Source organism: Limnohabitans sp. TEGF002 (genome assembly GCF_055395845.1).
Genome location: NZ_AP029224.1, coordinates 2,859,325 through 2,873,461 on the forward strand (window position 1 = coordinate 2,859,325; position 14,137 = coordinate 2,873,461).

Here is a 14,137-nt window from a genome sequence, read left to right on the forward strand (position 1 = left end):
TCAGTCTTTCTTCACCGCGCCCGCAAAGGCGTCGATGATGGCGCGGATCGGTGCTTGTTTGAGTTTGAGCGCGGCCTGGTTCACGACCAAGCGCGAGCTGATGTCCATGATGCGTTCGACTTCAACCAAATGGTTGGCCTTGAGGGTGTTGCCCGTCGACACCAGATCGACGATGGCATCGGCCAGGCCCGTGAGCGGGGCCAGTTCCATGCTGCCGTAGAGCTTGATCATGTCAACGTGCACGCCCTTGGTGGCAAAGAAGTCGCGCGCAATCGCCGTGTATTTGGTGGCCACTTTCAGGCGCGAGCCGGTGCGCACCGCACTGGCGTAGTCGTAGTCGGCACGCACGGCCACGCTCATGCGGCATTTGGCGATGTTCAGGTCCAGCGGCTGGTACAGGCCCTGGCCACCGTGCTCGATCAGCGTGTCCAAGCCCGTCACGCCCAAATCGGCACCGCCGTATTCCACATAGGTGGGCACGTCGCTGGCGCGCACCAGCACCACGCGCACGTTGGCCTGGTTGGTGGGCAAGATCAGCTTGCGCGATTTTTCAGGATCTTCCAGCACCTCGATACCGGCGGCTTTGAGCAGCGGCAGGGTTTCGTCAAAGATGCGTCCTTTGGACAAGGCCAGCGTGATCATTTCACCCTTTCGATGTCGGCCCCCAGGCCGCGCAGTTTCAATTCCATGCGGTCATAGCCGCGGTCCAGGTGGTAAATCCGTTCAACCGTGGTTTCACCCTCAGCCACCAAACCGGCGATCACCAAACTGGCCGAAGCGCGCAAGTCGGTCGCCATCACTGTGGCACCTGAGAGTTTCGACACGCCTTCGATCACCGAGACCTTGCCGTCAATCTGGATGTGCGCGCCCAAGCGCACCAGCTCGTTGACGTGCATGAAGCGGTTTTCAAAAATCGTCTCAGTCACCTTGCTCGCGCCTTGCGCGATGCAGTTGAGCGCCATGAACTGCGCTTGCATGTCGGTCGGGAAACCCGGGTATTCGGTGGTGCGAAAGCTCTGAGCCTTCAAGCGGCCTTCAGATTTGACGCGAATGAAGTCAGCCCCCGCCTCGATGGTGGCTCCGGCATCGCGCAGCTTTTCGATGACCACTTCCAGGTGGTCGGCACGGCCGTGGCGCAAGACCACATCACCGCCCGTGGCAGCGACCGCACACAAAAAAGTCCCAGCCTCGATGCGGTCGGCCACCACTTGGTGCTGAGCGCCATGCAGGCGTTCCACGCCCTGGATGCGGATGCGGCGTGTGCCGTGGCCTTCGATCTTCGCGCCCATTTGAATGAGCATCTCGGCGAGGTCCGGAATTTCAGGCTCTTGGGCAGCGTTTTCCAGCACCGTCTCGCCTTCGGCCAAAGCCGCGGCCATCATGAAGTTTTCAGTGCCGGTGACGGTCACCATGTCGGTGGTGATGCGAGCTCCTTTGAGGCGAGTGCGGCCTTCGGGCAAGCTGGCGAGCATGTAGCCGTGGTCCACCGTGATGATCGCACCCATGGCCTGTAAGCCCTTGATGTGCTGGTCGACCGGACGCGAGCCGATGGCGCAGCCACCTGGCAAAGACACTTTGGCGTGCCCAAAGCGGGCCAGCAACGGGCCCAGCGCCAACACCGAGGCGCGCATGGTTTTGACCAGCTCATAGGGGGCTTCTGGGTTGTTCAAAGCACCGGCGTCGAGCGTCACGCGACCGTCTTCGTGGTGCTCGGCCGTCACGCCCATGTTGCGGATCAGCTTGAGCATGGTCGAGACGTCTTGCAGGCGCGGCACATTGGCCAGCGTCACAGGCTCGGCGCTCAGCAAAGCGGCGCAAAGCTCGGGCAGGGCGGCGTTTTTGGCACCCGAAACATCGAGCGTGCCTTGCAGGCGGTGGCCGCCGCGAATTTTCAGTTTGTCCATGGTCAGGTCAATTGGCGTTGGTGCTTGGGCTCGATGCGGGCATTCAGTGCGCTTGCGCAGCCCATTCGGCAGGCGTGTAGGTTTTCATCGACAAGGCGTGCACCTCGTCGGTGTGCATTTTTTGGCCCAGCGTGGCGTACACGCGTTGGTGACGGGCGATGGGGCGCATGCCAGCAAAGGCTTCAGACACGACCACGGCGCTCCAGTGGCGGCCATCGCCCTCCACCGTCAGGTGGGTGCACGTAAGGCCTGCGGCGATGATGGCTTGAAGTTGCTCTGCATTCATGGGGTTTCAGCTTCGGATTTTGTAGCCGATGCGCAAAAGGTGAAGGGTCAGGCCACTGATGGCGGCCAGGGCGGTGCCCACCACCGCCAAACTGAGCCAGGGGGACACGTCGCTTTGACCGAAGAAGCCGTAACGGAAACCGTCAATCATGTAGAAGAACGGGTTCAGGTGGCTGAGCTTTTGCCAAAACGGCGGCAGGGAGTGGATGGAGTAGAACACCCCCGACAAAAACGTCATGGGCATGATGATGAAGTTCTGAAAGGCGGCCATTTGGTCGAATTTTTCAGCCCACAGCCCTGCAATCACGCCCAGCGAGCCCATCATGGCGGCGCCCATGACGGCAAAGGCCAAAATCCACAGCGGGTTCACGAAGGTGATGTTGACCATCCAGCCCGTGATGACGAACACACCCAAGCCAACGGCCAAGCCCCGCACCACCGAAGAACCCACATAGGCCACAAACCAGCTGCGGTGCGACAAAGGGGTGAGCAACAAAAACACCAAGCTGCCCATGATCTTGCTTTGCACCAGACTCGACGAGCTATTGGCAAACGCGTTTTGCAGCACGCCCATCATCATCAGGCCCGGCAGCAAAAACGAGGTGTAGGGCACATTGTCGTAAACCTTGACGTGGTCTTCGAGCACGTGGCCGAAGATCAGCATGTAAAGCACCGAGGTGAGCACGGGCGCTGCCACCGTCTGGAAAGCGACTTTCCAGAAACGCAACACCTCTTTGTAGAGCAGGGTTTGCCAGCCGGTCATGCCAAGGCTCCCGAGGTGGTTTGTTTGCGGTTCATGACTTCCAGGAACACGTCTTCCAGGTCGGCCTGGCGGATTTCCACGTCTTCCACCACCAGACCCGCCGTGCGCAGGATGGCCAGATAATTTTCGATCTCTACCGCGTTGTGCACTGGCAACTGCACGATGCGACCCGTGACGCGGGCCATGGCCGCGACGGCAGGGGGCAAGTCGCCGTCGAGCTTGAAGCGCAGCACCTGGCTGGTGGCTGAACGCAGCAAGTCGGATGTGCGCTCCAGCGCCAGCAACTGGCCGCGCTTGAGCATGGCGATGCGGCCACACAAAGCTTCGGCTTCCTCCAGGTAATGGGTGGTGAGCAAAACGGTGTGGCCTTGCTTGTTGAGTTTGGCGATGAACTGCCACAAGGTCTGGCGCAACTCCACATCGACCCCGGCGGTGGGCTCGTCAAGCACGATCACGCGGGGCTTGTGCACCAGGGCTTGCGCCACCAGCACCCGGCGCTTCATGCCGCCCGAGAGTTGGCGCATGTTGGCGCCAGCCTTGTCGGCCAGGCCCAGACTGTCCAGCAGCTCGTCGATCCAGGCGTCGTTGTTCTTGACACCGAAATAGCCTGACTGGATGCGCAGCGACTCGCGCACCGTGAAAAACGGGTCAAACACCAGCTCTTGCGGCACCACACCCAACAGGCGGCGGGCAGCGGCGTAATCGGTTTGCACATCGTGGCCATGCACCAGCACGCGCCCAGTGGTCGGTCGGCTCAGACCCGCCAAAGTGCTGATCAGGGTGGTTTTGCCCGCGCCGTTGGGGCCGAGCAAGCCAAAGAATTCACCCTCCTCCACATCGAAGCTGATCTGGTCGAGCGCTTTGAACGCGGCTGCGCCCGCCTGTTTGGCCGGGTAGATCTTGGAGACGGATTGGAAAGAGAGCGCTGGCATGAGAGAAAGCTATTTTAAGTGCTGGCCCACAAACCGCGAGGCCAAGCCTGAAGATCGGCCTCAAAAGACCCGGAAACCGCGCTCTCAGACGGGTTGGAGCAGGTCCATCACCCCATACAAACTGGCCAATTCGCGCAAACGGGGCGTCATGCCCTCGACCCGCAAAACACTGCCTTTTGGGGTCAACACCCGGCGCAAGCCCAGGAGCACGGCCAAAGCCGAGGAGTCAAAATCAGCCAAGGCTGATGCGTCCAGCGACACCTCTGGTGGCAAGGCAGCAGGCCATTGTGCCAATTCCAACTGCCATTGCGCCAAGCAAGCGTCAGCCTGGTCGTGCAGCAAGGTGGCAGGGAATTTCAAGGGACTCATGTCAAAACGGATCAAGAGGCTTTGGCGTTGGACTTGTTGCGTGCGGCCAAGCTGGCGATCAACGCATCAATGCCGCCAGCATTGATCTCTTTTGTGAACTGCGTGCGGTAGTTTTCGATCAACCAAACACCCAGAACGTTCAGATCAAAGATCATCCAACCAGCACCTTCGCCCGGCGTTTTTTCCAATCGGTAGTCGAGTTGGATCGGGTCACCTTTGCCGCGCACCTCGGTATTCACCACCAAATTTTTGTCTTCCTGACCGGCACGCAGGGGTTTGACCACCACCACTTGGTCGCTGACTTGGCTGAGTGCGCCCGCGTACGTGCGGACCAGCAAGATCTTGAACTCTTCCTGCAGGCGTTTTTGTTGGTCGGGCGTGGCTTTGCGCCATGCGGGGCCAGTCGCCAGTGCTGTCATGCGGCGGAAATTCACATGCGGCATCAACTTGACATCGACCAATTGAATGATCTTCGCGACATCGCCGTTGCGCAAGGACTTGTCTGCCTTGATGATGTCCAAGGTGTCGGTTGTGATGCGTTTGATGAACGCATCGGGCGCTTCGTCTGCAGCCAAAGCAAGCCCCACGTTGGACAAGAAGGCAACAGCTGAGGCCATGGCCAGCAGATGGCGGCGCGTCACAGGCATGGAGATCGTCTTTTTCATGGTTGCACTATACGGTCAACAGACACGGGTCTTGTCAAAAACTGTAACGAGACACGAGGCGGTTTGATGGCCTTCAATCAGGGTTTTTCTGACTCAGAATAATCAAAACTGGCAGGGGGATTGCCATCGTGGATCTCGTACTCACGTTTTTGCAGATAGGCATCGCGCACGAACGAGTAGGGGTCCAAAGCCGCGGCCTTGATGACATCCACCGTCTGCAATAAACCAGCGCGCACATCCATCACACGGGTGACCGACAACACATTGCGTGTGGCAGGATCGTTGAATTGCTGAACCGCATCCCCCTTCATGTCCAAGGGCAAGGCCAAGGTGTCACGCAAGGTAGAAGGTCCAAAAATCGGCAGCACCACGTAAGGCCCGGATTTGACACCCCAATAGCCCAAGGTCTGGCCAAAGTCTTCTTTGCGCTTTTCAAGTCGCATCTCGGTGGCCACATCCAGGACACCACCCAAACCCAGCAATGTGTTGACGGTGATGCGCATGAAGGTTTCAGCCGTAGCCTGTCCTTTCAACTGCAAGGCGCTGTTGGCCATGGACCAGACATCACCGATATTGCCCAGGAAGTTGTGAATCCCTGTACGAACAGGACTCGGCAGGACAGCGACATAGGCCTTGGCAGCGGGCTGGATCGCCACGTTGTCCAGCGTGTCATTGAATTTGTAAACACTGCGGTTCATGGATTCCCATGGATCGCGTGCGTCAGGATTGCTGACAGTGGCGCAACCTTGCAACAGCAGCAAGACGCAGCCCATCAGCATCAGGCTGATGCGTCGAGGCAAGAGATTCATGGCTTTTGACTTTCTGCCGCAGGTTTTTCTGCCTGGCTGTAAAGAAATTGACTGATCAGGTTTTCCAAAATCACCGCCGACTGGGTCGATCCGATCTTGTCGCCTGCGACCAAATTTTTCTCGTCCGCACCTGGCGACACGTCCAAGTACTGTTCACCCAGCAAACCACTGGTGAGGATTTTCAGGGAACTGTCCTGGGGGAAACCGTGTTCGGTTTGCAAGGCCAAAGTCACCTTGGCCTGAAAGGACTCACCGTCAAACTCGATTTTCTTGACCCGCCCGACCACCACCCCAGCACTCTTAACAGCCGCGCCGGGCTTGAGTCCGCCAATGTTATCGAACTTGGCCGTGACCTCGTAGTCCTTGCTGAAACTCCAGGTCAGCAAGTTGGCGGCCTTGAGTGCCAAAAAGAGCACGGCGACAGCACCGAGCAACACAAACAAACCCACCCACACATCATTTTTTGAACGTTGCATGCCGTCCTCCTCAAATGCTGAACATCATCGCGGTCAGGATGAAGTCCAGTCCCAACACCGACAAAGAAGAAACCACCACGCTGCGGGTCGTGGCACTGGCCACACCTTCGGGGGTGGGTTTGGCCACATAGCCTTGCAGCAGGGCGATGAAGGTCACAGCCACACCAAAAACCACGCTTTTGATGATGCCGTTGCCCACGTCCTTGAACACATCCACGCCGCCTTGCATCTGGCTCCAGAAGGAACCGGCATCGACGCCAATCAGCAACACGCCCACGACATAGCCACCCAAAATACCCACCGCGCTGAACACCGCAGCCAACAATGGCAATGCGATGATGCCGCCCCAAAAACGCGGTGCCAAAATTCGTTGCACCGGGTCGACGGCCATCATTTCCAGGGCGGTGAGTTGCTCACCCGCACGCATGAGACCGATCTCGGCGGTGAGGGACGCACCGGCACGGCCGGCAAACAGCAAAGCCGCCACCACCGGCCCCAATTCGCGCACCAGGCTGAGTGCCACCAACAGCCCCAGCGCCTCGGCAGAGCCATAACGCTGCAAGGTGTAATAGCCCTGCAAACCCAGCACAAAACCAACAAACAAGCCCGACACGGTGATGATGGCCAGCGAGTAGTTGCCCAGAAAATGCACTTGGTCGCGCACCAAGGCAAAGCGCTTGAGGGCTGCGCCCGACATGCCCAGCAGCTTGAAAAACATACGCGCGGCAAAGCCCCAATCAGCCATCAGCTGGCGGGTGGATGCCCCCAAAGCGCCCAGCATGGCGGTGATCATGCCGACCTCCGGTCATAGTCTTGCGCGGCCGTAGGTGCCGGGTAATGGAAGGGCACCGGGCCATCGCTGAGCGCGTGCACAAACTGGTGGATGAGCGGGTCGGTGCTGGCCCGCAGCTCAGCGGGCGTTCCTTGCGCAGCGACACCACCGTTGGCCAAAATGACCACATGGTCGGCGATTTCGAAAGTTTCGTGCACATCGTGCGACACCACCACGCTGGTGATGCCCAGACTGTCGTTCAAACGGCGAATCAGCCGTGCCGCCGTGCCCAGCGAGATCGGGTCAAGACCTGCAAAGGGCTCGTCATACATGATCAGGTCGGGGTCGAGGGCGATGGCGCGGGCCAAGGCCACGCGGCGACTCATGCCACCAGAAATCTCGGAAGGCTTCAGATCCCGCGCACCACGCAAGCCCACCGCATCGAGTTTCATGAGCACGATGTCGCGGACCAGGTCTTCGGACAAACGGGTGTGTTCGCGCAAGGGAAAGGCCACGTTGTCGAACACGCTCATGTCGGTGAACAACGCACCGAACTGAAACAGCATGCCCATGCGACGGCGAGCGGCGTACAGCTCGGCCTGGCGCATGGGGGTGATGTCTTGACCATCAAACAAGAGCTGTCCATGGCTGGCGCGGATTTGTCCACCAATGAGGCGCAGCACCGTGGTCTTGCCGCCACCCGACACGCCCATCAGGGCCGTGACTTGTCCCCGCGGCACATTGAAGCTCAAGTTCTTCAAGATGACACGTTCGCCGTACCCGAAAGTCAGGTCGCGCAGTTCAACAAGTGGCGGTGGTGTGGATGTGGCGTTCATGAAAAACAAGAGCCGGATGGATCCGGCTCTTGTGGTGTTGTTTCACCCGAATCGGTATTAGACCGATCTTTAGGATTAAGGGATTTTACCTATAATCGGGTAGCCTCAGCGTGGCAGATCGCTTTTCCCCATCAGGAATTCGTCCACGGCGCGAGCGGCTTGACGGCCTTCGCGGATCGCCCAAACCACCAAAGACTGGCCCCGGCGCATGTCACCGGCGGCAAAGACCTTGTCCACATTGGTGGCATAGCCGCCTGTGAAGTCGGTGCTGGCCTTGGCGTTGCCACGGGCGTCCTTGTCGATGCCAAAGGCGTCGAGCACGGTGGCGACCGGGTTGGTGAAGCCCATGGCCAGCAACACCATGTCGGCTTTGTATTCCTTCTCGGTGCCGGGCACTTCGACCATCTTGCCGTCTTTGAACTCGACGTGCACGGTCTTCAGACCTGTCAGCTTGCCTTTTTCACCGATGAACTCTTTGGTGGAAATGGCGAATTCACGTTGCAACAGGCCTTTTTCGGCGCTCTCGTCGTGGCTGGAGCTGGTGCGAAGCTTCATGGGCCAATAGGGCCAGATCATCGCCTTGTTTTCTTTTTCGGGCGGCTCGGGCATCACCTCGAACTGGGTCACGCTGACAGCGCCGTGGCGTGTGCTGGTGCCCACGCAGTCGCTGCCGGTGTCGCCGCCGCCGATGACGATGACGTTTTTGCCGTCAGCGCGCAATTGGCCTTTGAGCTTGTCGCCCGCATTGACCTTGTTTTGCTGGGGCAAAAATTCCATCGCGAAATGGATGCCTTCCAAGTCGCGGCCAGGAACGGGCAGGTCACGCGACTGCTCGGAACCGCCTGTCAGTAGCACGGCGTCGAAGTCTTTCTTGAGCTGCTCAGCGGTGATGGTTTCCTTGGACCAGTTGGTGACCTTGGAATCCTTGGGCCATTCACCCACCAGCACGCTGGTGCGGATCTTCACGCCTTCGGCTTCGAGCTGCTGCACGCGGCGGTCGATGTGCGTCTTTTCCATCTTGAAGTCGGGGATGCCGTAACGCAGCAAACCACCGACGCGGTCGTTCTTCTCGAACAAGGTCACATCGTGGCCCGCACGCGCCAGCTGCTGCGCTGCGGCCAGGCCTGCGGGACCTGCACCAATCACAGCCACGGTTTTGCCGGTCTTGACTTTGGCAGGACGGGGTGTGACCCAGCCTTCGGCCCAAGCGCGGTCGATGATGGCGTGCTCAATCGACTTGATGCCCACGGCATCGTCATTGAAGTTCACCACGCAAGCCGCTTCGCAAGGTGCGGGGCAGATGCGGCCGGTGAACTCGGGGAAGTTGTTGGTGCTGTGCAGCACCTCGATCGCGTTTTTCCAGTCGCCTTCAAACACCAGGTTGTTGAAGTCCGGAATGATGTTGTTGACGGGGCAGCCGTTGTTGCAAAACGGTGTGCCGCAGTCCATGCAACGCGCCGCTTGTGTTTTGGACTGCTCGGGTGTCAAGCCGATCACGAATTCGCCGTAATTTTTGAGGCGCTCGGAGACGGGCTTGTAGCCCTCTTCGATGCGCTCAAATTCCATGAAGCCGGTGATTTTTCCCATGATGCTATTCCTTCAATCTTGACGTTCGGCTCAGACGGCCACGGGCTGAGCGGCCTTGGCCGCGTTCGCCGCTTTGCGTGCATTGATCTCGCCCAGGGCACGCTTGTATTCGTTCGGGAACACCTTCACGAACTTGGCGCGGGCTGTGGCCCAGTTGTCCAGCAACTCACGGGCACGCTGGCTGCCGGTCCATTTAAAGTGGTCTTCTAGGAGCTTCTTGAGCTGGGCTTCGTCCGCCTGGTCGCGGTGCCAGACCTTGCGGTCCACTTGCGCTTCTTGCTCGGCAGACGTGAGGACTTTTTCCATGCTGACCATGGCGGTGTTGCAGCGCGAAGCGAACTCGCCGTCTTCGTCGTACACATAAGCGATACCACCGCTCATGCCCGCGCCAAAGTTGCGGCCCGTTTTGCCCAGCACCGCCACGGTGCCACCGGTCATGTATTCACAACCGTGGTCGCCTGTACCTTCGACCACCGCAGTCGCGCCGGACAGGCGCACAGCAAATCGCTCGCCGGCCACGCCAGCAAAGAAGGCTTCACCCGTGGTCGCACCGTACATGACGGTGTTGCCCACAATGATGTTTTGTGCAGCCACGCCACGGAACTCCAGGCTGGGGCGCACCACCACGCGACCACCCGACAAACCTTTGCCGGTGTAGTCGTTGGCTTCGCCAATCAGGTACAGCGTGATGCCCTTGGCCAAAAATGCACCAAACGATTGACCGCCTGTGCCTTCGAGTTGGATGCGCAGGGTGTCGTCAGGCAAACCTTCGGGATGCACCTTGGTCACCGCGCCGGACAACATGGCACCGACCGAGCGGTTCACGTTGCGGGCGACTTCCATGAACTGCACTTTTTCGCCCTTGTCGATGGCGGCGCGGCTCTTGGCGATCAGCACGTTGTCCAGGGCTTTTTCCAAGCCGTGGTCTTGTGTGTCCACATGGCGCACGGCCACGGTGGAAGCCACCTGAGGCACAGCCAACAAGCGCCCAAAGTCCAGGCCCTTGGCCTTCCAGTGCTCCACACCGCTCTTCATGTCGAGCAGGTCGGCGCGGCCCACCAGGTCGTCAAATTTGGCAATACCCAGCTGGGCCATGATCTGACGCACTTCTTCGGCGATGAAGAAGAAGTAGTTCACGACGTGCTCGGGCTTGCCGGTGAACTTGGCGCGCAAGACAGGGTCTTGTGTGGCCACGCCCACGGGGCAGGTGTTCAGGTGGCACTTGCGCATCATGATGCAGCCTTCAACCACCAGCGGTGCGGTCGCGAAGCCGAATTCGTCAGCGCCGAGCAATGCGCCAATCGCCACGTCACGGCCGGTCTTCATCTGACCATCGGCCTGCACACGGATGCGACCGCGCAGGCCGTTGAGCACCAGGGTCTGCTGGGTTTCGGCCAGACCGATTTCCCAAGGTGAGCCTGCGTGCTTGACCGAGGACCAGGGCGAAGCGCCCGTGCCGCCGTCGTGACCGGCGATCACAACGTGGTCGGCCTTGCACTTGGCCACACCGGCGGCGATGGTGCCGACGCCGATTTCCGACACGAGCTTGACGCTGATGTCGCTGTGCGGGGCCACGTTCTTCAGATCGTGGATCAGCTGGGCCAAGTCCTCGATCGAGTAGATGTCGTGATGGGGTGGTGGCGAGATCAGGCCCACGCCTGGCACCGAGTGGCGCAGCTTGCCGATGTAGTCGGATACTTTACCGCCGGGCAATTGGCCGCCTTCACCGGGCTTGGCACCCTGGGCCATCTTGATCTGGATCTGGTCGGCGCTGGACAGGTATTCGGCGGTGACACCGAAGCGGCCCGAAGCGACTTGCTTGATGCGCGAACGCAGCGAATCACCGGCAGCCAGAGGCATGTCGACTTCGACGTTTTCTGCACCGATGACGCTCTTCAAGGAGTCGCCCGACTTGATCGGAATGCCCTTGAGTTCATTGCGGTAACGCGCCGAATCTTCGCCGCCCTCACCCGTGTTGCTCTTGCCGCCGATGCGGTTCATCGCGACGGCCAAAGTGGCGTGCGCTTCGGTCGAAATGGAGCCCAGCGACATCGCACCGGTGGCGAAACGCTTGACGATGTCGGCCGCAGGCTCGACCTGCTCCAGCGGGATGGCTTTGGACGGATCGATCTTGAACTCAAACAGGCCGCGCAGCGTCATGTGGCGCTTGCTCTGGTCGTTGATGATCTGTGCGTATTCCTTGTAGGTGCTGAAGTTGTTGGCACGGGTGGAGTGCTGCAACTTGGCAATCGCGTCAGGCGTCCACATGTGCTCTTCGCCACGGGCGCGCCAGGCGTATTCGCCGCCCGCGTCCAGCATGGTGGCGAGGATCGGATCGTCACCAAACGCAGCGGTGTGCATGCGGAAAGCTTCTTCGGCGATTTCGAACACACCAATACCGCCCACGCGGCTGGAGGTGCCGGTGAAATACTTGTTGATGGTTTCGGTGTTGATGCCGATGGCTTCAAACAACTGCGCACCGCAGTACGACATGTAAGTCGACACGCCCATCTTGGACATGATCTTGGACAGGCCCTTGCCGATCGCCTTGACGTAGTTGTAGATGGCTTTTTCGGCCGACAGGTCGCCGGGCAGCTCTTTGTGCAAAGCCGCCAGGGTTTCCATCGCCAGGTAGGGGTGCACGGCTTCGGCGCCGTAACCAGCCAAAACAGCAAAGTGGTGCACTTCGCGGGCGGTGCCGGTCTCGACCACCAGGCCGGCGGTGGTGCGCAGACCTGCAGTGACCAGATGCTGGTGAATGGCCGACAGCGCCAGCAGGGCGGGCACAGCCACTTGGGTGGCGTTCACGCCACGGTCGCTGATGATCAGGATGTTGTGGCCACCTTTGATGGCGTCCACAGCTTCAGCGCACAGCGATGCCAGCTTGGCTTCCACGCCTTCGCGGCCCCACAGGGCGGGGTAAGTGATGTCCAGCGTGGCGCTCTTGAACTTGCCCTTGGTGGCTTGCTCGATGTTGCGCAGCTTGGCCATGTCGGCGAAGTCGAGGATGGGCTGGCTGACTTCCAGGCGCATCGGCGGGTTGACCTGGTTGATGTCCAGCAGGTTCGGCTTGGGGCCGATGAATGACACCAGCGACATCACAATCGCTTCGCGGATCGGGTCGATCGGCGGGTTGGTCACCTGCGCGAACAACTGCTTGAAGTAGTTGTACAGCGGCTTGTTCTTGTCAGACAGCACAGCCAGCGGGCTGTCGTTGCCCATGGAGCCAATGGCTTCTTCTCCGGCAGAGGCCATGGGGGCCAGCAAGAACTTGATGTCTTCTTGCGTGGTGCCAAAGGCTTGTTGCAGATCGAGCAAGGCCACGTCAGATGCGGGCGCGACAGCGGCTTCGGCCACGTCGTCGAGCTTGATGCGCAGGTTTTCGATCCATTGCTTGTAAGGCTTGGCGCTGGCCAGACCGGCTTTCAACTCTTCGTCGTTGATCATGCGGCCTTGTTCCAGATCGATCAGGAACATCTTGCCGGGCTGCAGACGCCACTTGCGCACGATCTTGCTTTCGGGGATCGGCAGCACGCCGGTTTCCGAACCCATGATGACCATGTCGTCGTCGGTGATGATGTAGCGCGAAGGGCGCAGGCCGTTGCGGTCCAGCGTGGCGCCGATCTGGCGGCCGTCGGTGAACACGATGGAGGCGGGGCCGTCCCATGGCTCCAACATCGCAGCGTGGTATTCATAGAAGGCCTTGCGGCGCTCGTCCATGGTGGTGTGCTGTTCCCAAGGCTCAGGGATCATCATCATCACGGCCTGGCTGATGGGGTAACCCGCCATGGTCAGTAGTTCCAGGCAGTTGTCAAAGGTGGCGGTGTCGGACTGACCGGCAAAGCTGATGGGGTAGAGCTTTTGCAGGTCGGAGGCCAGCACGGGCGAAGACATCACGCCTTCGCGGGCCTTCATCCAGTTGTAGTTGCCTTTGACGGTGTTGATCTCGCCGTTGTGCGCCACATAGCGGTAGGGGTGAGCCAGTGGCCACTCTGGGAAAGTGTTGGTCGAGAAACGCTGGTGCACCAGGCCCAAAGCCGAGACGCAGCGCTCGTCTTGCAGGTCGAGGTAATAAGTACCGACTTGATCGGCCAGCAGCAAGCCCTTGTAGACCGCGGTGCGGCTGGACATGCTGGGGATGTAGTACTCGTTGCTGTGCGTCAGCTGAAGCGCCTGGATGGCGGCGCTGGCGGTCTTGCGAATCACGTACAGCTTGCGCTCCAGCGCGTCTTGCACGATCACATCGGCACCACGGCCAATGAAGATCTGGCGCATGATCGGCTCTTTTTCGCGCACGGTGGGCGACATGGGCATGTCACGGTTCACGGGCACATCGCGCCAGCCGAGCACCACTTGGCCTTCGGCCTTGACGGCGCGCTCGAGTTCTTGCTCGCATGCCATGCGCGAGGCGTGTTCTTTGGGCAAGAAGACCATGCCCACGCCGTATTCGCCAAACGGCGGCAAGGCCACGCCTTGTTTGGCCATCTCGTCACGGTACAGCGCGTCGGGCAACTGGATCAGGATACCGGCACCGTCGCCCATGAGCGCATCGGCGCCCACAGCACCCCGGTGGTCCAGGTTTTCCAGGATCTTGAGGGCCTGAGTCACGATCGCGTGGGTCTTGTGCCCTTTGATGTGGGCCACAAAGCCGACACCACAGGCATCGTGCTCGTTGGCAGGGTCATACAGACCGGTCGATTGGAAATGTTCTTTTGCACTGGCCGAAGTCATGGGCGCTC

General features: G+C 59.9%; 13 protein-coding genes. All 13 read right to left on the reverse strand.

Annotated features, from left to right (window positions below; genetic code table 11):
* The gene (hisG, locus tag ACZ5SR_RS14365; RefSeq protein ID WP_299514817.1) at positions 1-642 is read right to left on the reverse strand and encodes an ATP phosphoribosyltransferase; all 642 of its coding nucleotides are present in this window, start codon (positions 640-642) and stop codon (positions 1-3) included.
* Positions 639-1,904: a UDP-N-acetylglucosamine 1-carboxyvinyltransferase gene (murA, locus tag ACZ5SR_RS14370; RefSeq protein ID WP_464449309.1), complete on the reverse strand. Its 1,266-nt coding sequence runs from the start codon at positions 1,902-1,904 to the stop codon at positions 639-641. Before murA ends, hisG begins: the two co-directional genes overlap by 4 nt.
* A gap of 43 nt (positions 1,905-1,947) precedes the next feature.
* Positions 1,948-2,190 carry a BolA family protein gene (locus ACZ5SR_RS14375; RefSeq protein WP_464449310.1) on the reverse strand — a complete coding sequence of 81 codons (243 nt, stop codon included), beginning with the start codon at positions 2,188-2,190 and terminating at the stop codon, positions 1,948-1,950.
* A gap of 6 nt (positions 2,191-2,196) precedes the next feature.
* Complete coding sequence (locus ACZ5SR_RS14380; RefSeq protein ID WP_464449311.1) at positions 2,197-2,952, reverse strand: ABC transporter permease; 756 nt, start codon at positions 2,950-2,952, stop codon at positions 2,197-2,199.
* A complete protein-coding gene (locus tag ACZ5SR_RS14385) occupies positions 2,949-3,884 on the reverse strand; it encodes an ABC transporter ATP-binding protein (protein ID WP_464449312.1) in 936 nt (311 codons plus the stop codon). The genes ACZ5SR_RS14380 and ACZ5SR_RS14385 overlap by 4 nt, the downstream gene beginning before the upstream one ends.
* A gap of 84 nt (positions 3,885-3,968) precedes the next feature.
* On the reverse strand, positions 3,969-4,253 hold the full coding sequence (locus ACZ5SR_RS14390; RefSeq protein WP_464449313.1) for an STAS domain-containing protein: 285 nt from the start codon (positions 4,251-4,253) through the stop codon (positions 3,969-3,971).
* 11 nt (positions 4,254-4,264) lie between these two features.
* Entirely contained in the window at positions 4,265-4,918 is a 654-nt protein-coding gene (locus ACZ5SR_RS14395) for an MlaC/ttg2D family ABC transporter substrate-binding protein (protein ID WP_464449314.1), read from the reverse strand.
* 77 nt (positions 4,919-4,995) lie between these two features.
* A complete protein-coding gene (locus ACZ5SR_RS14400) occupies positions 4,996-5,727 on the reverse strand; it encodes an MlaA family lipoprotein (RefSeq protein ID WP_464449315.1) in 732 nt (243 codons plus the stop codon).
* A complete protein-coding gene (gene mlaD / locus ACZ5SR_RS14405) occupies positions 5,724-6,203 on the reverse strand; it encodes an outer membrane lipid asymmetry maintenance protein MlaD (protein WP_464449316.1) in 480 nt (159 codons plus the stop codon). Before mlaD ends, ACZ5SR_RS14400 begins: the two co-directional genes overlap by 4 nt.
* A 10-nt stretch (positions 6,204-6,213) precedes the next feature.
* Positions 6,214-6,996 (reverse strand): lipid asymmetry maintenance ABC transporter permease subunit MlaE, encoded by a 783-nt coding sequence (gene mlaE, locus ACZ5SR_RS14410; protein ID WP_464449317.1) that lies wholly within the window; start codon positions 6,994-6,996, stop codon positions 6,214-6,216.
* Positions 6,993-7,811, reverse strand: a complete 819-nt coding sequence (locus ACZ5SR_RS14415) for an ABC transporter ATP-binding protein (RefSeq protein WP_464449318.1) — start codon at positions 7,809-7,811, stop codon at positions 6,993-6,995. The genes mlaE and ACZ5SR_RS14415 overlap by 4 nt, the downstream gene beginning before the upstream one ends.
* Before the next feature lie 105 nt (positions 7,812-7,916).
* Positions 7,917-9,398: a glutamate synthase subunit beta gene (locus tag ACZ5SR_RS14420; RefSeq protein ID WP_464449319.1), complete on the reverse strand. Its 1,482-nt coding sequence runs from the start codon at positions 9,396-9,398 to the stop codon at positions 7,917-7,919.
* Positions 9,399-9,428: 30 nt separating this feature from the next.
* On the reverse strand, positions 9,429-14,129 hold the full coding sequence (locus tag ACZ5SR_RS14425; protein WP_464449320.1) for a glutamate synthase-related protein: 4,701 nt from the start codon (positions 14,127-14,129) through the stop codon (positions 9,429-9,431).
* Positions 14,130-14,137: the final 8 nt, after the last annotated feature.